Here is an 18,509-nt window from a genome sequence, read left to right on the forward strand (position 1 = left end):
GACCTCAGCTGCGCGTGCGGTCGTAGACCGAGAACTCATGGGCGATGCAGCGGTCGATCAAGAGGCGCCAGACCGGCTCGGCGATGTCGGGCGACAGGTGGTGGGCCTCGGCGCTGACCAGCACTTTCGAGACCACGTCCTCGATGCGGGCCTGATCGTGGACGGCGTCGCGGTTGGGTTTGATGCGGGCGGCGGCGTCCATGTAGCGCTGGCGCTCGGCGAGCAGGGCGACGAGGGCGCGGTCCAGGGCGTCGACGCCCTGACGGACCTCGACCATGGTGGTGCAGGCGGCGGGATCGACACGGGCGTCGACGGCCACGATCTGGGGGTGGTGTTCAGCCGACAAAGGCGCGCTCCAGAACATAGTCGCCGGGCTCTGCGTTCGAGCCCTCTTTCAGGCCGAAGCCTTCGAGCAGTTCGGCGGTATCCTTGATCATGGCCATGGAGCCGCACAGCATGACCCGGTCGCGCTCTGGCGAGAAGCCGTGGGGCAGGCCGAGGTCGGTGAAGATCGCACCGGACGCGATGCGGTCGGTAATCCGGCCGGGCGTCTCGAAGTCCTCGCGGGTGACGGTCGGATAGTAGGTCAGCTGAGCCTTCGCCTCGTCGCCGATCAGGGGATCGTCGTGGATGCCCGAGGTCAGGAAGTCGCGGTAGGAGAGGTCGGCGATGTTGCGGACCGTGTGGCAGACGATGACGCGGGCGAAGCGGCTGTAGGTGTCGGGGTCGCGGGCGACGCTGAGCCAGGGGGCCAGACCCGTGCCGGTCCCGATCAGCCACAGGGTCTCGCCGCCGGTCAGGGCGTCCAGCACCAGTGTGCCGGTCGGCTTCTTGCCCATCAGGACCTTGTCGCCGGGCTGGATGTTCACCAGACGCGAAGTCAGGGGGCCGTCGGGCACGGCGATCGACAGGAACTCCAGTTCCTCGTCCCACGACGGGCTGGCGATGGAATAGGCGCGCAGCACCGGCTTGCCGCCAGCTTCGCCCGGCAGGCCGATCATCACGAACTCGCCGGAGCGGAAGCGGAAATCCTCTGGGCGGGCGACGCGGAAGCTGAACAGCTGATCGGTCCAGCGATGGACCCACTGAACCTCGAGCTCGTGGAAGGCGGAGGGCTTGGGAGGCGGCGGGGAGAGGGCGGCGTCGGTCATTGCGGGGTGTAATAGGGGCTCGGCGGGGTTCGCGAAAGGCGGTGCGACGTCGGGGGATGACGGCGCCGATTTCTGAGACTAGCGTCCGCGCCCATGCGCACAGTTCTTCTTGCTTCCGTCTTCGCCCTGACGGCCGGTTCGGCCTACGCTCAAGCCAATCCCGCCGTGCTCACGCCGGAGCGGGTGTTCGCCAATCCCAGCCTGAACGGCCCGGTGGCCCAAGGGGTCAGCCTGTCACCGGATGGAGAGCTGGTCGCCTTCCTGAGAGCGCGCGACGACGACGTCTCGGTGCTGGACCTGTGGGCCGCGCCTACGGGGCAGGGGGAGCCGTTCAAGCTGATCGACGCGCGCGCCCTCGTGCCCGACGCCGGCGAGCTGTCGGAGGCCGAGAAGGCCCGGCGCGAGCGGATGCGGATTTCGCAGCGCGGCGTGGTCGAATATTCGTGGGACGAACAGGGGCGCTACATCCTCGCGCCGCTGGAGGGCGACATCTTCCTGGCCAACCGGGAAGATGGCTCGGTGCGCCGCCTGACCGAAACCGAGGCCGACGAGATCGACGCCAAGGTCAGCCCCGAAGGCAACTACGTCAGCTTCGTGCGGGATCAGGATCTGGTGGTGATGAACCTGAGCTCGGGCGACGAGCAGGCGGTCACCACGGACGGCGACGGCCTGATCACCTGGGCGACGGCCGAGTTCATCGCTCAGGAAGAAATGGATCGCGACACCGGCTACTGGTGGAGCCCGGACGAAAAATACATCGCCCTGCAGCGCACGGACGAGAGCCCCGTCGACGTCATACCGCGCCTGGACATCACCGGCGGCGGGGCCAGCGTGGTCGAGCAGCGCTACCCGCGCGCGGGCCGGCCGAACGCCATCGTCGACCTGTATGTGCAGGACGTCGCCGCGGGACGTCGGGTCAAGGTCGACCTGGGGACCGATACCGACATCTATCTGGGCCGGGTGAACTGGTCGTCGGACGGGAAGATTCTCTACGTTCAGCGCGAGAGCCGCGATCAGCAGACGCTGGACCTGCTGCGCGTCGATCCGGCGACGGGCGCCTCGCGCGTGATCGCGACCCAGACGTCGGAGGCCTGGGTCGATCTGACCGACGACTTCCGCGCGCTTTCGGACGGCCGGTTCATCTGGTCGGACGAAAGCACCGGATGGCGACACCTGTATCTGTACAATGCCGACGGGACGAAGGTCCGGGCGATCACCTCGGGCGACTGGCCGGTCAAGGCGCTGAACGGCGTCAACGAGCGGACGGGCGAGGTGTTCTTCACCGCCTCGATGCGCGACGCCCGCGAGCTGCCGATCGAGCAGCAGCTGTTCCGCACCAACATGAACCGGGCGACGACCCCTGTGGCGATCACTCCGGCCGGCGGCTGGTGGAGCGCCTCGGTGAACCGGACGGCGACGGCCTATGTCGGCGACTACTCCGACCCGACCACCCCGCCGCAGTCGGCGCTCTACCGCATCGACGGGACGCGGGTGCGCTGGATCGAGGAGAACCGGCTGGTCGAGGGGCACCCCTTCTTCCCGTTCGTGTCGCGGATGCGCGAGCCGGAGTTCGGCACCTTGCAGAGCCACGGGGAGACCCTGGTCTGGCGCATGCAGACGCCGCCCGACTTCGATCCGACGAAGACCTATCCGGTCGTGATGCAGGTCTATGGCGGTCCGAGCACCGGCGCGGGCGTCAAGCGCGGCTGGCAATCGACGACCAATCAACTGTTGACCGAGGCCGGATACATCGTCTTCCGCCTCGACAACCGGGGCGAGGGCGACCGCTCGGCGGCGTTCAAGCAAAGCCTCTATCGCCAGATGGGTGTCGTTGAGATCGAGGATCAGGTGTTGGCAGCCAACTATCTGAGGTCGCTCCCCTATGTGGACGACAGCCGTATCGCTATGATGGGCTGGTCCTACGGCGGGTTCATGAGTCTGAGGGCCATCACGGAGCCCGCGATGGGTCTCGCTTCGGCCGCTGTGGGGGCGCCGCCGACGGAGTGGAGCCTCTACGACACCCACTACACCGAGCGCTTCATGTCGACGCCGCAGGACAATCCGGAAGGCTATGCCCAGGCCGACGCCATCCCGCGCCTGGACAACCTGACCGGCCGGATGCTGTTGATGCACGGCATGGCGGACGACAACGTCATCCTGGAGAACTCGACGCGGGTCATCGACGCGCTCCAGGCCAAATCCATTCCGTTCGAACTGATGCTCTATCCCGGCCAGAGGCACGGGGTGCGGGGCAACGAAAGGCAGCTGCAACAATGGCGCATGTATCTCGACTTCCTCGATCGCACGATCGGATCGCGGGCGCCGTCGGCGGACTGATCCTCGCCGGACTGTCGGCGCCGGCGTTCGCACAGGACACGGCGCCGATGCTGGCGGAGCAGGCGGCCGGTGCGGAGGCGCGTTGCGCTCACCTGACGATCATCGAGGGGCCCGCCGCTCGAGATACAGGGGCCATGATGCTGAACTGCCAGGCGGATGCTGCGTGGACGCATTCGGTGATCCGATGGGCTACGTCGACCGACGTCGCCGCCTATGTGGCGAGTGGGGCCGAGGGCCTGCCGATCTTTTTGAAGGACAACATCGAGACCGCCGAGATGCCGACGACGGCGGGTTCGCTGGCCTTGGCCGAAAACGCACCGGGACGCGATGCGCCCTTGGTGACAAGGCTGCGCGAAGCCGGCTTCTTCATCATGGGCAAGACCAATCTGTCGGAGTGGGCGAACATCCGCTCGACCCGGTCGATCAGCGGATGGAGCGCGGTCGGCGGCCTGACGCCCAACCCGCATGACACCACGCGGACGGCCTGTGGGTCGTCATCGGGCAGCGCGGTCGCGGTCTCAACGGGGTATGCGCCTGTCGCCATCGGGACGGAGACCAACGGCTCCATCGTCTGCCCGGCTTCGGTCAACGGCGTGGTCGGGTTCAAGCCCACCGTGGGTTTGGTCAGCCGCACCCATATCGTCCCGATCAGCCATTCGCAGGACACCGCCGGGCCGATCGCCGATACGGTCGAGCACGCGGCGCGGGTGATGAACGCCATCGCCGGGTCGGACCCCGCCGACGCCGCGACGGCCGAGGCGGATGCGCGCAAGGTCGACTATGTCGCCGCGCTGGATGCAAACTCGCTGCGCGGCGCGCGGATCGGGGTGATGCGGTTCCTGGCGAACAACTTCTCCGACGATACGAAGGCGGCGTTCGAAACCTCGCTGCAGGCCATGCGCGACGCCGGCGCCGAGCTGGTGGAGGTCGCCGAAGGGCCCGACATGCGCGCGATCGGCGGCGGCCAACTGCTGGTTCTGCTGACCGAGCTCAAGGCAGATCTGAACGCCTATTTGGCCTCGACCGACCCGACGCAGGTGCCGACCCGAACCCTCGCCGACGTCATCGCCTTCAACGCCGCCGAGCCGCGAGAGACAGTCCTGTTCGGACAGGAGCTGTTCGAGCGCGCCGAAGCGACCAAGGGACTGGACGATCCAGAGTATGTGGAGGCGCGCGACCGGATCCAGCGTCTGGCCGGGCCCGAGGGCATAGACCGGATGATGGCCGCCAACAATGTCGTGGCCCTGGTGTCGCCGACGACCTCACGCGCGTGGACCAACGACCGCGACGACGACGATGAGGGGCAGGGCTCGTCCAGCACCCTGGCCGCCGTGGCCGGCTATCCGCACCTGACCGTGCCGATGGGAATGGATCGCGGGATGCCGGTCGGGATCAGCTTCATCGCCGGCAAGTGGCAGGACGCCACGGTCCTGTCGCTGGGCTATGCGTTCGAGCAGCGGCGGGCGCGGGCCAACTGACAGGTCGTCGCAGGTGTGAAGGCCACGCTTGCAGAGCCACTCGGGTCGCGCGACAGTCAACCTGTGGTAGAGGATGGTGCTCATGCGGGTGTTGTTGATCGTGCCGGCGCTGCTAGTGCTCGGGGCCTGCGCCTCGACCGATCGAGCCTCCACGTCGGGGCGGCATATGGCCTGTCTCGATCAGGCGCGGACCGGGGCCGTCGAAGCGCGCCCCGGGAGCCAGGCCTTCGCCGCCAACGCCCCGTCGGCGCTGGCGGGACAGGACCCGAGCGCGGGTCTGAACCGTCTGGCCACGGCCGGCCGGGCTCAGTCGTCCGTCTATGATCGCTGCATGGCGGCCGCGGGCTACGTCAGCTAAGCGACACCAGGAACCGGCCCCAAGCGGCGCCGTTTGGCCCGCATGGAAAAGCTGTTCGTCCGGTTCGCCACGCTGACCGCCAAGGTGGCGGGCAAGCCTTGGACCTTCATCGCCTGCGTCGGGATCGTACTGGTCTGGGCGGTGTCGGGGCCGGTGTTCAAGTTCAACGAGACCTGGCAGCTGGTGATCAACACCGGGACGACCATCATCACCTTCCTGATGGTCTTCCTGATCCAGAATACCCAGAACCGCGACGGAGCGGCGATGCAGGCCAAGCTGGATGAGCTGGTCTACGCCGTGAAACAGGCGGACAGCCGGTTCATCGGCATCGAACACCTGACCGAGGCGGAGCTGGACGCCATCCTGGAGGAGGTCGAGAAGCGCGGCCTCGCCGTGCAGGCCGGCAAGCCGGCTCGGCCGATCAAGGGCAAGCCCGGCTTGCGGGCCGAAGACCTCGAGGCCGATGCGCCGAAGAAGGCCTCGCCGTCCCGGGCTCAGGCGAAATGAGCGACCTGGCGGCCAATGTCGTCGGCACCGCCGCGGCGGCCTGTTCGATCGTCAGCTTCGCCCCGCAGATGATCAAGATCTGGAAGGAGCGCGACGCCTCGTCCGTGTCGCTGAAGACCTATTCCCTGACCGTGACCTGTTTCATCCTGTGGGTCGTCTACGGCGTGCTGAGCGGGGCGTGGCCGATCATCGTCGCCAACGCCTGCGCCCTGGTCATGGCCAGCGGGGTGCTGGTTATGAAGTGGCGGTTCCGAGACGGCGATCCCGGCTAAATCGCCAGACTGTTCAGCCAGTCCTCGAGATGGGTATAGCCGTCTCCGTCCTTGTCCGCCGCGCCGTCAGAGACGGCGGGGTCCAGGCCGTGAGCGGTCTCCCAGTCATCGGGCATGCCGTCGCCATCGGTGTCGATCCAGGGCGTACCGGGCGCGAGGTCGGGCCAGCCGCCGACGTCGGTCTGGGAGTTGATGATCCGGCCCGTGCCGTCCGCGACCCCGGCCAGGATGCGCGTGTCCACCGCGTCGCGGGCGCGCGAGGCGCCGGCCTTGGCGAGCACCGACACCCAGGCCCGGTCCGCCGTCTCGGTCGCGCCCATGGCCCAGGCGGGCAGGGCGCTCAGGCGGTAGCCGGGCGTGTCGTCGCCGGTCACCGGGGCCCAAGGATCGGCGGGCGTGACGCCGTCGATGCTATTGCCCTCGAACCAGGCGCGGGCGGCCGAGGACTCCTCCTCGAAGATCACGCCGCCGGTTGAATCCGGGCCGCGCCTGTAGGCGTTTCCGGCGAAGACATAGGTCGACACGGTCGCGGGGTCCTTGTCGGAATTGTACCCGGCGTGCCCCTGACCCCAGTCGTAGAAGACGTTGTTCGTGAACTCGAAATAGGGGCCGACCGGATCGACGTCGGGCGTCACATAGTTGCCCGGCCGGGGCATGCGGGCGCGGTGCTGGGCCCACAGATTGTGGTGGAAGGTGAAGCGGGCGCCGCGGTTGCCGCGCACGAGGGAGCCGTAGCCGTGGTCGCCCTTCGAATGGGTCGACAGGTTCAGGCTCTCGGCGATGATCGACCACTGGACGGTGACGGCGTCGATCACCCGGTCGCGGCTGCCGATCGACAGGGTCTCGTCCACCGACCATGAGGCCGAGACGTGGTCGAGGATGATGCGGCTTCCTCGGTCGATGGTGACGGCGTCGGTCTCCACCCCCTCCTCGTCGCCGAGGCGTGAGCGGATGTAGCGGACCACCACGTCGTCCGCCGAGATCAGCAGGGGCTGGCCGCGCAGGGTGATCCCGCCCCCCGGCGCCGTCTGTCCGGCGATGGTGATGCGCGGCTCGCGGATGCGCAGCGGCGTGGCCAGTCGGATAGTCCCGCCGATGTCGAAGACCACGGTCCGGGGGCCGTCGGTCTCGACCGCCGCGCGCAGACTGCCGGGACCCGAATCGTTCAGGTTGGTGACGCGCAGAGCCGCGCCGCCCCTGCCGCCCGGGGTCAGGCGGCCGGCGCCTTCCGCTCCGGGAAAGGCGACGACCTCGGCCGGATCGGCAATCCCTGAGGGCGCTGCGCTGGCGCAACCGGCGGCTGTGACCAGAAAGACAACCGTGGCCGTTGTGTGAACGAGACGGCTTGCAAGATCGGTCTTCATCAGGCTAGGGTCCTTGTTGATACCGGTGTCAGGGCAGTTTTCGGCCGCGAATGATACCGGTGTCAATCGGTCACGGGGAAGGCTCCGGACTGGCAATAACAGATCGGCGGCAAGCCGGCGTCATGACATTCCTTGGGAGGAGGCACTATGTTTCAGTATCGCCAGGGGCGCCCGTGCGCGCTCCGTAACGGGCTCGTGTCCGGAGTTTCCGGTCTCGCCATTGCTCTGACCCTGGGGGTCGCGAGCGCTTCCGCCCAGACCGCTCCGGCTCAGGACGACGACGCCACCCAGGTCGACGAGATCGTGGTCACCGGCTTCCGCGCCTCGCTCGACGCCGCGCTCGGCATCAAGCGCCGCGAGGCGGGCGTCGTGGACGCCATCGTCGCCGAGGACATCGCCGACTTCCCCGACCTGAACCTGGCGGAAGCCGTCCAGCGCATTCCGGGCGTCTCGATCGACCGCGACGCCGGCGAGGGCCGCTCGATCACCGTTCGCGGCCTGTCCTCGGACTTCACCCGCACCCGCATCAACGGCATGGAAGCCCAGGCCACCACAGGCGGGTCTGATTCCTCGGGCGGCGCCAACCGCGGCCGCGGGTTCGACTTCAACGTCTTCGCCTCGGAACTCTTCAACTCGATCACGGTGCGCAAGACCGCCGCGGCCGAGACCGAAGAGGGCTCGCTGGGCGCGACCATCGACCTGCAGGCCACGCGTCCGTTCGACTATGACGGCTTCACCCTCGCGGCTTCGGTCCAGGGCGGCTACAACGACCTGTCGGAGACGACCAACCCGCGCGGCGCGCTTCTGCTGTCCAACACCTGGAACGACGGCATGTTCGGCGCCCTGGTGTCGGTCGCCTATTCCGAGCGCGACCTGTGGGAAGAGGGCTTCTCTTCGGTGCGCTGGGCTCCGGCGGCGGCGCCGGGTGCGACCAACTCCGGCGGTTTCTGCTCGCCGGTCGGGGTCACGCCCCAGAACCCTTCCAACAGCACCGCCAACGGCACGACGGCCGCCAACTGCGCCGCCGGCGTGGCGCGCCCGGCCAACACGGCGTCGAATATCGCGGCCTATAACACCGCCAACCAGGCGGGCGTGTTCATCCCGCGCCTGCCGCGCTACGGCCGCCTGACCCACCACCAGGAACGCCTGGGCGTCACCGGCGCCTTCCAGTTCAAGCCCGACGACCAGACCGTCGCCAGCCTGGACATCCTGTATTCGAAGCTCGACTCGACCCGTCAGGAAGACTTCCTGGAATCGCTGTCGTTCAGCCGTAACGCGGCCGCCGGCGGCCAGACCCAGATCGGCGTGCGCGAAGCCGTCGTCGAGAACAACGCCCTGGTCTACGGCGTGTTCGACAACGTCGATGTTCGCTCCGAGCAACGCTACGACGAGCTGACGACCGAGTTCACCCAGGTGAACTTCACCCTGGAGCGCGAGTTTACCGACACCTTGCGCGGCAAGTTCTACATCGGCCGTGCGGAATCCGAGTTCGCCAACCCGATCCAGACGACCGTCACCCTGGATCGCCAGAACACCCAGGGCTACTCGTTCGACTTCCGCAACAATCCGAACACCCCGGTCATCAACTACGGCTTCGACGTCGCCAACCCGGCGAATTGGTCGTGGCGCGACGTCAGCCTGGGCACAAGCCTGGCCAGCCTGCCGCGCTCGGAAATCCGCCTGCGTCCGAACGGCGTGAACACGGTGTTCGAAGCCGTGTCCGGCGACGTGGAATGGGACGCCAACGACTGGCTGACCCTGAAGTTCGGCCTGAACGGCAAAACCTATCTGTCGGACTCGTACGAGTTCCGCCGGACGGACGAAACGGTGGTTCCGGCCCTGCCGGCCGGCGCCACGGTGGCCTCGATCTCGAATCTGCTGACCGGCTTCGGCGCGAACCTGATCCCCGGAGGCACGGCTTCGTCGTGGGTTCGTCCCGACCTCAACGCCATCGCCAGCCTGTTCAACATCTACTGCAACTGCAACACCGGCGTGGCGGGCGGGGATTTCTCCCTGACCAGCATCACCAACGGCAACGCCCGCGGCGGCAACCGCACGATCGAAGAGAACGACTTCGCCTACTACGTCCAGGCGGACTTCAACTTCGATGTCGGCAATATCCCGGTTCGCGGCAACGTCGGCGTGCGCAAGGCCTATACCGAGCTGATCGCGGAGGGTTACTCCTCGACCGGCGGCGGCACGCGCGTGCGGGGCGAGAACCAGTATGACGACACCCTGCCGTCGCTGAACCTGGCCATCGAGCCGATGGAAGACCTGATCGTCCGCTTCGGCGCCGCCAAGGTCATGGCGCGTCCGCAGATCGGCAACACCCTGGCCGGCACCAACTATCTGGTCCCGACCACCTCGCTGTCGACGACGGGCCCGAACTTCACCGCCTCGATCGGCAACGTGAATCTGGAGCCGTTCCGCGCCAAGACCTACGACTTCACCGTCGAATGGTATTTCGCCCCGGAAGCCCTGGTGTCGTTCGCCTACTTCTACAAGGACATCGACACCTACATTCAGATCATCCGTCAGGACCTGCCGTACACGGCCCTGACCGGACTGAACCCTTCGGCCTTCGATCCGTCGCTGTGCACGGGCGCCTGCTCGCCCACGACCGTCTTCCAGCTGACCAGCGCGGTGAACACCGAGGGCGGTCCGCTGAAGGGCTTCGAGATCAGCTACCAGCAGCCCTTCCGCTTCCTGCCGGGCTTCCTCGAAAACACGGGCGTGCAGCTGAACTACACCCACGTCGAATCCGAGATCGACTACTGCAACGACGCCCTGTGCGCGACGTTCGTGACCGACGATCTGATCAACCTGTCGCCGGAAGCCTACAACGGCACCCTCTACTATGAGGACGACCGGATGTCGGCGCGGGTCTCGGCCTCGTACCGTCAGGCCTATCTGCAGAACGTGCCCGGCCGGAACGGCAATCTGGTCGAAGGCAAGAACGACACCCTGAACTGGGACGTCTCGGCCTCGTACAACCTGACCGAACAGATCAGCCTGACCTTCGAAGGGCTGAACCTGACGGACGAGGAGAACCATCAGTACGTCGGCGACGACAGCCGCCAGTCGACCTCGGTCTACCACCACACAGGTCGTCAGATGTACGTGGGCGCCCGCTATCGCTTCTAAGGAATTCGTTCTCTCCTGAACGACACCTGGGGCCGGGGAAGGGAAACCTTCTCCGGCCTTTTCTTGTCTGGCCTGAAGGGGCAAGGCATCGTCGCCGCCGCGGAGGTTCAGACATGACGCCCACCATCACCGCCTTCCAGAACTCGCCGGACCGGGGCCGGGGCTTGGCGCGCGACACGCGCGTCAGGTGGGCTCTGGAAGAGGTGGGTCAACCCTATGACGTGCGCCTGCGCACCTTCGCCGAACTGAAGGCGCCGGAACATCTGGCGCTCAACCCCTTCGGACAGATCCCGACCTGGGAGGACGGCGAGGTGGCGCTGTTTGAATCCGGGGCCATCATCCTGCGCATCGCCGAGGCGCACGGCGGCTTGTTGCCGCCGGATCCCGCAGGACGGGCGCGCGCGATCATGTGGATGTTCGCCGCCCTCAACACGGTCGAGCCGCTGATCGTGGATCGCACCATGGTCTCCCTGTTCGAACGGGATCAACCCTGGTTCGAGGCGCGGCTGACGGCGGTGGAGACCCAGTGCCGACGCCGGCTGGACCAGTTGTCGGCTTATCTGGGCCAAGCGGACTGGCTGGACGGTGACTTCAGCGCCGGAGACCTGATGATGATCTCGGTCCTGCAGCGGCTGGGATCGTCGGGGATGCTCGAGGACTATCCGAACCTCGCCGCCTATGTCGCCCGGGGCGAAGCGCGCCCGGCTTACCAAAGGGCCTTCGCGGCCCAGAAGGCGGTGTTCGAGGCTGCGCAGACAGCGGTTTAGCCAGCCGCGCGCCTGCGGCCTGTGACGACGACATCGACCGCGCGGTCGCGGCGTACGCGGGCGATGCGGCTGTCCAGCGCCTGAGTCACGTCGCCGACCGTCACGGTGGTGACGACGCGAAAATGGTCGGAGGTGAAGCCGGTCCCGGGCAGGCTGGGCGCGCCCTCGGTCGAGAGGTCCGCCGGCATCAGGAAACCGCGACGGTTGCGCGCCTCGATCAGTTTTCCGGCGGCCTCGGGGTCTTTGGTCATGAGCGACAGCAGAGGCAGGCCGACCGTGTTCAGATTGATCGTGGCCTCCTCCGGCAGGAGGACGACCCAAGGCGCCAGTTTGTCGAGGTCGGCGCGCGGCACGCCCGCCGCCACGATCAGGCTGTCGTCACTCAAGGGGCCGGCGACACGGACGACGGTGGCGATCCGGATCAGGCTGGCGGGCTCGACACCGAGTTGGGCGCCGATGGCCTGGAACAGGGCGATGGGCGCGCTCTCGCCGGAGTGCATGCTGTTGAGATTGAAGCGGGACTGGTCGTCCGCGATGGACAGGGCGAAGCGGCCGCCGGGGACGGCGATCTCCTGCTGCCCAAGCTTGGCCCAGTCTTCCGACAGATTGTCCGTCCCGGCGGCGACCAGGGCGTCGCGGCGCAGGGTGGTGATGGCGGACAGCTCGCCCGCGCGGGCGTAGGCATTGGCCTGGGCCGCGTCTCGCAGGCGGGTGGAACGCTGGACCTCGATGTCCTGGGTCGAGACCATAATCAGGACCGCGACGCTGGCGACGGCCAGCACCAGCAGGACATTCAGCAGGATCATGCCCTCGCGTCGGGTCAGCCGGGGTCTCATGGCTGGCCCTGAGGAACGGCCGGGGGCGGGACCATCAGCGGGACGGAGGCGACCCGCCGCAGGGTGGCGGTCGGCTGGCCATCGACGCCGTTCAGCGTGAGGTCGAGGGCGACGGCGGTGACACCCTCGTCCGGCATGGGCTCTGTGACCGGCCGGGTTCCGTCGGGATTGGGGACCGGTGGAAGGGCCGACGCCATCGGCTGAGGCCATGTCTCCAGCCAGTCGCCGCGCCGACGGTGGAAGGTCCACCGCACGGCCGACACCTGGGTCAGCAGGGTCTGGACCCGCTCGCCGCCGGGACCGGTCACGGTGCGGGTCATGGCGTCTCCGGCCAGGTCGTAGCGCACGTTGACGACGTTTCCTGAGATGTCGGCCTTCTGCAGGGACAGGGACGTCGCGCCGCCGCCGAGCGAGCCCGTGATCTGGTCGAGATCGGAGGAGACGACCAGCATGGCGCGCTGGATCTCCGCCAGCCGGCCGAGGCGGGTGTCGGTGGCGTCCTGGGTGCGCAGCACGCTGTTCAGAAGGATGAAGCCCGCCACGCCGATCAGGGCGAAGAGGCCCAGTGCGAGCAGCACCTCGATCAGGGTGAAACCTTTGCGACGGCGCTTCGCATCCCCCATCGGCGTGTTATCTCCGGGCGAACGGAGAGACGCCGATGCTGAAGGTCTGGAGGACGCGCGAGGGCGAAAGCGGCCGGGCCGGGGGCGCATTTCAGTTCGAGCGCCTGACGGTGAAGGTGACCCGCTGGCGCGTCGTCCTGGGCGGGGTGGCGGTCGGGGCATATGCGCTGGCCCTGATCGCCATGGCGCCGGCCGAGATCATCGTGGCGCGCTCTTCCAACGGCGAACGCCAGGCGGTCGGGACGATCTGGGCTGGGGAGCGGGCCATGCCCGGCGGCTTCGGGGCGCGCTGGACGGTCATGCCGTTTAGTTCCATCGCCCATCTGTCGGGCGCACTGCGCTTCGGCCTGCGCGGACCGGACACGGCGGCGACGGGACAGGCCCTCGTGCGGCCGGGGCGGGTCTCGATCAGCGACCTGAACGGGACAGGCTCGATGCGATTGCTGAACGCGGCGGCGCCGGGCCTGCCGTTCGCCTGTTCGTCGGTGATGCGGTTCGACGTGGCGCGGCTGACGATCAAGGGAACGCCCGAGAGCGTGGGCTCCATCGCCGTGTCGCCGGGCGACTGCGCCCCGACCACGGGCGGACCGGCGACGCCGTTGCCGGCGCTGACCGGATCGGTGCGGTCGGACGAGGCGGACTCGACCATCGTCTTCGCACGGGCTGACAGCAATGCCGAGGTGATGAAGGCGCGGGTGCAAGCGGACGGCGGGCTGACCGCCTCGGTCGAGGCGGGCGGCGTCGGCCTGTTGCCGGGCGTCGGAGCGCCGGTGTCGATCGAGACGTCTCTGTAGGTCTGGGTGCTCACAGTCCGGCGAGGTTGTTGAGGTTCACGATCGGCATCAGGATCGCCAGCACCATCAGGAGCACGATCCCGCCCATCACCAGAAGCACGCCGGGCTCTACCAACGAGACCAGGGCCTGGACGAGCGAGTCCAACTCCTGCTCCAGATCCTGGGCGGCGCGTTCGAGACCCTGGCCCAGTTTCCCCGACTGTTCGCCCGCCGCCACGATGGCCAGCAGCAGGGGCGGAAAGACGTCGGCGTCGGCCATGGCGCGGCGCAGCGACGAACCCTCACGCACCCGGGCGGCGACCAGAAGCGCGCGCTCCCGGGCGAAACGGTTCGGCGTGACGGCGGCCGAGGCTTGAAGCGCCTCGACCAGCGGCACGTCGGAGCGGACGAGGGTCGCCAGCGACCCGGCGAACCGGGCGGCGTTCAGGTGCTGGACGAAGCCGGCGAAGGGCGGGGTCTTCAGCAGGAATTCGGCGAAGCGGCGCGCGTTGGTGGGCACGGCCTGCCAGCGGTTCCAGGCGGTGCCCGCGACCGCAAGCGCGATCAGCACATAGATGCCGAAGGTCTGGACGAAGGCAGACAGGGCGATCAGGGCGCGGGTCAGGAAGGGCAGTTCGGCGCCGCGCGACACGAACACCTTCACGATGTCCGGCACGACATAGATCATCATCAGGGTGATCATCAGCAGGGACACGCCTGCCAGCAGCGCCGGATAGAGCAGGGCCAGCTGGATCTTGCGGCGGGCCTTTTCCTGATTGCCGACGAACTCGGTCAGGTGGGCGAGCACGGTCGACAGCTTGCCCGACTGTTCGCCGGCCGCGATCGAGGCGCGGTAGAACTCCGGGAAGACCTTGGGGTGGCGGGCCAGGGCGGCGGCGAAGCTGCGGCCCTCGAGGATGGCGGAACGGACGTCAGTCAGGACGACGCCGATGGGCTGGCCTTCCGTCTGCTGGGCGGCGATGCGCAGCGCCTCCTCGATTCGGATGTCCGAACCAATCAGCGTGGAGAGCTGGCGGGTGATGGCCGAGAGGGTCTTGGAGCTGATCTTCGGCTGGAAGAGCGTAATGCCCTTCGACAGGCCGCCGGCCTTGCGCTCGCCGGCGAGGGCGACCGAGGTCGGCAACAGGCCCCGGTCGCGGACCAGCTGGCGCGCGCCGACGTCGGAGGCGGCCTCGATAGTCCCCCTGTGCGGCTTGCCCTCCGCATCGACGGCCTGGAAGGCGAAGATGGGCATCAGACGTCCTCGCGGACCACGCGGGCGACTTCCTGCACGGAGGTCTCGCCAGCCATGGCCTTGGCCGCGCCGTCCTCCAGCAGGCTGGGGCCGCGCTTCCGCGCCAGTTTCAGCAGGTCGGCCTCGGCCGCGCCGTCGTGGATGGCGGACTGCATTTCGCTATCGATCTCGATGACCTCATAGACGCCGACCCGGCCCTTGTAGCCTTCGCCCCGGCACTCGGGGCAGCCGACCGGACGGAAGACGCGGGCGCCGACCGGGACCGCGCCGCCGGTCATTTCGCTGTCGGCGGCGTTGGCGACGTCCTCGCGGCGGCAGTGCGGGCAGAGACGACGCACCAGACGCTGGGCGATCAGGCCCGCCAGCATCGGCGCCAGCAGATAGCGTTCGACGCCCATGTCGATCAGCCGGGTCACGCTGCCGACCGCCGTATTGGTGTGCAGCGTCGACAGCATGAGGTGGCCGGTCATGGAGGCGCGGACGGCGACCTCGGCCGTCTCGTGGTCGCGGATCTCGCCGACCATGATGACGTCGGGATCCTGACGCAGGATGGCGCGCAGGCCCCGGGCGAAGGTCAGGTCGATCCGTGCGTTGACCTGCATCTGGCCGATGCCGTCGAGCGCGTACTCGATCGGGTCCTCGACCGTCATGATATTGCGGCGGCGGTCGTTGAGGCGCGTCAGGGCGGAATAGAGGGTCGTCGTCTTGCCGGAGCCGGTCGGGCCGGTGACCAGGATGACGCCGTGCGGCTTGGTGATCATCCGCTCGAAGGTTTCGAGGTCGCGCGGGCTCATGCCCAGTTGCGCGAGATCGAGCGAGGTCGAGCCGCGATCCAGCAGACGCAGGACCACCCTCTCGCCATGCTGGGATGGGATGGTGGAGACGCGGACGTCGACGTCCAGCCCGCCGATGCGCAGGGTCACCCGGCCATCGTGAGGGACGCGCTTCTCAGCGATGTCGAGCCGGGCCATGACCTTGATGCGGCTGACCAGAAGCGGGGCGAGGGCGCGGGCGGGCTGGAGGACTTCCTTCAAAACGCCGTCGACGCGGAAGCGGACGACCAGCCGCTTCTCTTCGGCCTCGATATGGATGTCGGAGGCGCCGTCGCGGATGGCCTGAAGCAGCAGGGCGTTGATCAGGCGGACGACCGGCGCGTCGTCGCGGCTGTCCAGCAGGTCGTCGACGGCGGCGGCGTCCTCCGCCAGGGCGGCCAGATCCTCGTCGGCGGCGGCGTAGTCGGCGGCGGGAGCGGCTTCAGAGCCTGTCTGTTCGCGCAGCAGGGCGTCGAAACGGTCGTCGTCCACGGCCTCGAAGGCGATGTCGGCGCCGGCCACGCGGCGGACTTCCAGCAGGGTCTCCAAGGTGGCGCTGCGGCGGTGCAGGCAAAGGGGCGGGCCGTCGGCGCGAAGGATCATGGCGCCCCGCCGACGGGCGAAGCCGTAGGCGAGGGAGGCGACCGGGACCTTCGTGTCTTCGGAGAGGCTCATTGCGTCACGCTCAGGGTCACGTCGACGACCCCCTCCGAGGCGCTGCGCCGGATGTTGACGGCCGACAGGGTCGCGCCGGACGCCTCCAGCGACGCCAACCACGGGATGACAGCGTCATAGCGGGCGCCGGTGACGGAGACCTCGGCCGTCGCGTCGTCGCCGGTCATGGTCGGGACTATGCCGAAGGCGGCGGCGTGGGTCGGGATGGCCATCTGCAAGGGGCCGGATAGGGCCGAGTTCGAGACCGGGATCGCGCCCCCGGCCGTGCGGACATCGACCATGACCTGTTCGTAGGCGGCGATGCGGCCGATGGCGGTCTGACGCGCTTCCAGGAGGGGACGCAGGATCAGAAGCCAGAGGACGGCGATCAGCACCAGCCCCGCGAGGAAGGCGATCATCACCTGTTCGCGACGCGAGCGCCCGGCCATCCAGACGGTGGCGCTGTCGAGGGCGGGGGACCTCATCCGGCGCCTCCCGGAGTGATCTGGATGGTGGCATTCAGCCCGTTGGTCGCCTGGGCCGCGTCGACGGCGGCGGGGGCGCCCGTCGCGGTCAGGCCCGAGGCGTTCAGGGCCGAGACGGCGCGGTCCAGGGTCGCAGCGTCCGAGACCGCCACGGCCAGCGCCAGCGAACCGGGCGTATAGGTCGCGGTGTTAAAGGCCACGGCGCCCGCGCCCGGCATCGCGCCCGAGGTCTGGGCCAGCAGGCGGGTGAAGGGCTTCACGCCGCCGGTCGAGGGGGCGATGCGGGCGGCGGCGGCGATGAGGTCGTCCTCGGCCGCGATCTGGGGGGCGACGGACTGGAGCAGGGCGCGGGCCTCCGCCTCCTTCTTCTCCGCCATGTTGTGCAGCAGAAGCGTATCGACACCGAGGAGGACCAGATGGGCGACGACGCCGATCCCGGCGACCAGGGCGATGGTCTTCGCCGCATCCGGCGCCCCGGCCCGGATCGCGGCATAGGCGCCCTGACGCAGGTCGAGCGGCGGCAGGACGGCGACGGTATCGCCGCCGAGGCTGAACAGGGCCGCTTCGTGCTCAACGCCGTCGGCAAGGGCCTCTGGCAGGGGGTCGCCGACGGTCTGCAGGCGCGGTTTGCCGGCGGCGGCCCAGGCGGTGTCGAGCATGGCGGTCGGGGCCGCGAAGCCCGCGCCGTTGTCGGTGCGAACCAGCGCCCGGTCGCCGTCCGCCTTGACCACCCAGGCGCCCGGCGACGGCATGGGCAGTGTCAGGGCGTCGGGCAGGAGGATGGCGGGCTCGAGTTCAGCCTCGTCCAGCAACGCTATCCACGACGCCATGCGCGTGTGGCGCACGACCCCGGCGATGTGGCGACGCGGGGCGACCTCCATGCCGAGGGCGAAATGAAGGGTGGCCAGCGGCTCGCCGACGGCGTCCTCCAGCGCATAGGCCAGGTTGGCCAGACGCGCTGCCCGCGTGGGGAAGGGCAGATCGACCGTCAGGGTCAGGACGTCTTCCGAAGGGACCAGAACCGTCGTCGGACCAGCATAGGACCGATCGACTGCTATGATTCTGTCATCAACGATGCGCCATAAGCCCCTGCTCGGAAGGTTCGATCTGGCGGGTCGACCGAGCATTGGCGAAACTCAAGAGAAGGGCGTGGCCGGAGGCGATGACGCGGTCTATAGCAGCGAAAACAAGCCTGTCGCCACTGGCTGCGCCGTTGAGAAAAAGTGTCATGATTACTTTGTCCAAGCGTCACAAGCAGAGCCGTCGTCTTGATACGCGGCGCGCGGGTCTGACCCTGGTCGAGATGATCGTTGTCCTGGCAATCATTGCGGTCGTGGCCGTTCTGATCGTGCCTAATGTCATCGGCCGCCCGGACGAGGCGCGGGTGACGGTGGCCAAGACCGACCTGAAGACCATCGCCACGGCGCTGCGCATGTATCGTCTCGACAACGGCGATTATCCGACGACGCAACAGGGGCTGGAGGCGCTGGCGTCGCGTCCCACGGTGGCGCCCGAGCCGCGCGCCTATCCCGCCGAACCCTATCTGACCGAGGTGCCGACGGATCCGTGGGGCAAGCCCTACGTCTATCGCAGCCCCGGCGCGGGCGGCGCCTACGACCTGTTGTCCTACGGCAAGGACGGCAAGGAGGGCGGTGAGAAGCTCGACGCCGACCTGACCGAACGAACACGCTGA

Annotated in this window: 18 protein-coding genes; 9 read left to right on the forward strand and 9 right to left on the reverse strand. The window is 68.2% G+C overall.

The genetic code is table 11. The features are described from left to right. Window positions 1-4 precede the first annotated feature (4 nt). Together O5O43_RS03710 and O5O43_RS03715 are read right to left on the reverse strand one after the other, a co-directional pair. Window positions 5-364, reverse strand: coding sequence for a chorismate mutase (locus O5O43_RS03710; RefSeq protein ID WP_271085575.1), 360 nt, complete (start codon window positions 362-364; stop codon window positions 5-7). Further along, entirely contained in the window at window positions 336-1,151 is an 816-nt protein-coding gene (locus tag O5O43_RS03715; protein ID WP_271085576.1) for a ferredoxin--NADP reductase, read from the reverse strand. Before O5O43_RS03715 ends, O5O43_RS03710 begins: the two co-directional genes overlap by 29 nt. 93 nt (window positions 1,152-1,244) lie before the next feature. On the opposite strand from O5O43_RS03715, the gene O5O43_RS03720 reads away from it, so the two are divergent. The 5 genes from O5O43_RS03720 (at window position 1,245) to O5O43_RS03740 (ending at window position 6,103) form a co-directional block, all read left to right on the forward strand. Further along, complete coding sequence (locus tag O5O43_RS03720) at window positions 1,245-3,488, forward strand: S9 family peptidase (RefSeq protein ID WP_271085577.1); 2,244 nt, start codon at window positions 1,245-1,247, stop codon at window positions 3,486-3,488. Further along, a complete protein-coding gene (locus tag O5O43_RS03725) occupies window positions 3,425-4,966 on the forward strand; it encodes an amidase (protein ID WP_271085578.1) in 1,542 nt (513 codons plus the stop codon). Before O5O43_RS03720 ends, O5O43_RS03725 begins: the two co-directional genes overlap by 64 nt. An 82-nt stretch (window positions 4,967-5,048) precedes the next feature. Then, window positions 5,049-5,324, forward strand: a complete 276-nt coding sequence (locus O5O43_RS03730) for a hypothetical protein (protein WP_271085579.1) — start codon at window positions 5,049-5,051, stop codon at window positions 5,322-5,324. Between the two features lie 42 nt (window positions 5,325-5,366). Beyond that, on the forward strand, window positions 5,367-5,831 hold the full coding sequence (locus O5O43_RS03735) for a low affinity iron permease family protein (protein ID WP_271086376.1): 465 nt from the start codon (window positions 5,367-5,369) through the stop codon (window positions 5,829-5,831). Then, window positions 5,828-6,103 (forward strand): SemiSWEET transporter, encoded by a 276-nt coding sequence (locus O5O43_RS03740; protein WP_271085580.1) that lies wholly within the window; start codon window positions 5,828-5,830, stop codon window positions 6,101-6,103. The genes O5O43_RS03735 and O5O43_RS03740 overlap by 4 nt, the downstream gene beginning before the upstream one ends. On the opposite strand, the gene O5O43_RS03745 is transcribed toward O5O43_RS03740, so the two are convergent. Continuing rightward, window positions 6,100-7,467 carry a pectate lyase gene (locus O5O43_RS03745; protein ID WP_271085581.1) on the reverse strand — a complete coding sequence of 456 codons (1,368 nt, stop codon included), beginning with the start codon at window positions 7,465-7,467 and terminating at the stop codon, window positions 6,100-6,102. The two genes, O5O43_RS03740 and O5O43_RS03745, sit on opposite strands and share 4 nt — an antisense overlap. Window positions 7,468-7,662: 195 nt before the next feature. On the opposite strand from O5O43_RS03745, the gene O5O43_RS03750 reads away from it, so the two are divergent. Both O5O43_RS03750 and O5O43_RS03755 read left to right on the forward strand, forming a co-directional pair. Then, window positions 7,663-10,611 carry a TonB-dependent receptor gene (locus O5O43_RS03750; RefSeq protein WP_271085582.1) on the forward strand — a complete coding sequence of 983 codons (2,949 nt, stop codon included), beginning with the start codon at window positions 7,663-7,665 and terminating at the stop codon, window positions 10,609-10,611. A 113-nt stretch (window positions 10,612-10,724) separates the two neighbouring features. Continuing rightward, window positions 10,725-11,378, forward strand: coding sequence for a glutathione S-transferase family protein (locus O5O43_RS03755; RefSeq protein ID WP_271085583.1), 654 nt, complete (start codon window positions 10,725-10,727; stop codon window positions 11,376-11,378). Here the strand turns inward: O5O43_RS03755 and O5O43_RS03760 are convergent. Together O5O43_RS03760 and O5O43_RS03765 are read right to left on the reverse strand one after the other, a co-directional pair. Then, window positions 11,375-12,214, reverse strand: a complete 840-nt coding sequence (locus O5O43_RS03760) for a type II secretion system protein GspK (RefSeq protein ID WP_271085584.1) — start codon at window positions 12,212-12,214, stop codon at window positions 11,375-11,377. The two genes, O5O43_RS03755 and O5O43_RS03760, sit on opposite strands and share 4 nt — an antisense overlap. After that, window positions 12,211-12,837: a prepilin-type N-terminal cleavage/methylation domain-containing protein gene (locus O5O43_RS03765; RefSeq protein WP_271085585.1), complete on the reverse strand. Its 627-nt coding sequence runs from the start codon at window positions 12,835-12,837 to the stop codon at window positions 12,211-12,213. The genes O5O43_RS03760 and O5O43_RS03765 overlap by 4 nt, the downstream gene beginning before the upstream one ends. A 35-nt stretch (window positions 12,838-12,872) precedes the next feature. On the opposite strand from O5O43_RS03765, the gene O5O43_RS03770 reads away from it, so the two are divergent. Continuing rightward, window positions 12,873-13,631: a hypothetical protein gene (locus O5O43_RS03770; protein WP_271085586.1), complete on the forward strand. Its 759-nt coding sequence runs from the start codon at window positions 12,873-12,875 to the stop codon at window positions 13,629-13,631. A gap of 10 nt (window positions 13,632-13,641) precedes the next feature. On the opposite strand, the gene O5O43_RS03775 is transcribed toward O5O43_RS03770, so the two are convergent. The 4 genes from O5O43_RS03775 to gspL are packed head-to-tail and all read right to left on the reverse strand — an operon-like array spanning window position 13,642 to window position 17,943. Beyond that, entirely contained in the window at window positions 13,642-14,865 is a 1,224-nt protein-coding gene (locus tag O5O43_RS03775; RefSeq protein WP_271085587.1) for a type II secretion system F family protein, read from the reverse strand. Beyond that, window positions 14,865-16,352, reverse strand: a complete 1,488-nt coding sequence (gspE, locus tag O5O43_RS03780) for a type II secretion system ATPase GspE (RefSeq protein ID WP_271085588.1) — start codon at window positions 16,350-16,352, stop codon at window positions 14,865-14,867. The genes O5O43_RS03775 and gspE overlap by 1 nt, the downstream gene beginning before the upstream one ends. Continuing rightward, window positions 16,349-16,816 (reverse strand): type II secretion system protein GspM, encoded by a 468-nt coding sequence (gene gspM, locus O5O43_RS03785; RefSeq protein ID WP_271085589.1) that lies wholly within the window; start codon window positions 16,814-16,816, stop codon window positions 16,349-16,351. The genes gspE and gspM overlap by 4 nt, the downstream gene beginning before the upstream one ends. After that, a complete protein-coding gene (gene gspL, locus O5O43_RS03790; protein ID WP_271085590.1) occupies window positions 16,813-17,943 on the reverse strand; it encodes a type II secretion system protein GspL in 1,131 nt (376 codons plus the stop codon). The genes gspM and gspL overlap by 4 nt, the downstream gene beginning before the upstream one ends. A gap of 101 nt (window positions 17,944-18,044) precedes the next feature. Between gspL and gspG the strand changes: the two genes are divergently transcribed. Then, on the forward strand, window positions 18,045-18,509 hold the full coding sequence (gene gspG, locus O5O43_RS03795) for a type II secretion system major pseudopilin GspG (protein ID WP_271085591.1): 465 nt from the start codon (window positions 18,045-18,047) through the stop codon (window positions 18,507-18,509).

Origin of the sequence: Brevundimonas sp. NIBR11 (genome assembly GCF_027912535.1) — a bacterium.
Taxonomy (GTDB): Bacteria; Pseudomonadota; Alphaproteobacteria; order Caulobacterales; family Caulobacteraceae; genus Brevundimonas.

What these genes read in the sequence shown, in the direction of transcription:
- O5O43_RS03730 (WP_271085579.1), top strand. Translation starts at nt 5,049, where the DNA reads ATGCGGGTGTTGTTGATCGTGCCGGCGCTGCTAGTGCTCGGGGCCTGC.
- O5O43_RS03755 (WP_271085583.1), top strand. Translation starts at nt 10,725, where the DNA reads ATGACGCCCACCATCACCGCCTTCCAGAACTCGCCGGACCGGGGCCGG.
- O5O43_RS03765 (WP_271085585.1), bottom strand. Translation starts at nt 12,837, where the DNA reads ATGGGGGATGCGAAGCGCCGTCGCAAAGGTTTCACCCTGATCGAGGTG.
- O5O43_RS03715 (WP_271085576.1), bottom strand. Translation starts at nt 1,151, where the DNA reads ATGACCGACGCCGCCCTCTCCCCGCCGCCTCCCAAGCCCTCCGCCTTC.
- O5O43_RS03775 (WP_271085587.1), bottom strand. Translation starts at nt 14,865, where the DNA reads ATGCCCATCTTCGCCTTCCAGGCCGTCGATGCGGAGGGCAAGCCGCAC.
- O5O43_RS03725 (WP_271085578.1), top strand. Translation starts at nt 3,425, where the DNA reads ATGGCGCATGTATCTCGACTTCCTCGATCGCACGATCGGATCGCGGGC.
- gspM (WP_271085589.1), bottom strand. Translation starts at nt 16,816, where the DNA reads ATGAGGTCCCCCGCCCTCGACAGCGCCACCGTCTGGATGGCCGGGCGC.
- O5O43_RS03735 (WP_271086376.1), top strand. Translation starts at nt 5,367, where the DNA reads ATGGAAAAGCTGTTCGTCCGGTTCGCCACGCTGACCGCCAAGGTGGCG.
- gspG (WP_271085591.1), top strand. Translation starts at nt 18,045, where the DNA reads ATGATTACTTTGTCCAAGCGTCACAAGCAGAGCCGTCGTCTTGATACG.
- O5O43_RS03720 (WP_271085577.1), top strand. Translation starts at nt 1,245, where the DNA reads ATGCGCACAGTTCTTCTTGCTTCCGTCTTCGCCCTGACGGCCGGTTCG.
- gspL (WP_271085590.1), bottom strand. Translation starts at nt 17,943, where the DNA reads ATGCTCGGTCGACCCGCCAGATCGAACCTTCCGAGCAGGGGCTTATGG.
- gspE (WP_271085588.1), bottom strand. Translation starts at nt 16,352, where the DNA reads ATGAGCCTCTCCGAAGACACGAAGGTCCCGGTCGCCTCCCTCGCCTAC.
- O5O43_RS03770 (WP_271085586.1), top strand. Translation starts at nt 12,873, where the DNA reads ATGCTGAAGGTCTGGAGGACGCGCGAGGGCGAAAGCGGCCGGGCCGGG.
- O5O43_RS03740 (WP_271085580.1), top strand. Translation starts at nt 5,828, where the DNA reads ATGAGCGACCTGGCGGCCAATGTCGTCGGCACCGCCGCGGCGGCCTGT.
- O5O43_RS03710 (WP_271085575.1), bottom strand. Translation starts at nt 364, where the DNA reads ATGTTCTGGAGCGCGCCTTTGTCGGCTGAACACCACCCCCAGATCGTG.
- O5O43_RS03745 (WP_271085581.1), bottom strand. Translation starts at nt 7,467, where the DNA reads ATGAAGACCGATCTTGCAAGCCGTCTCGTTCACACAACGGCCACGGTT.
- O5O43_RS03760 (WP_271085584.1), bottom strand. Translation starts at nt 12,214, where the DNA reads ATGAGACCCCGGCTGACCCGACGCGAGGGCATGATCCTGCTGAATGTC.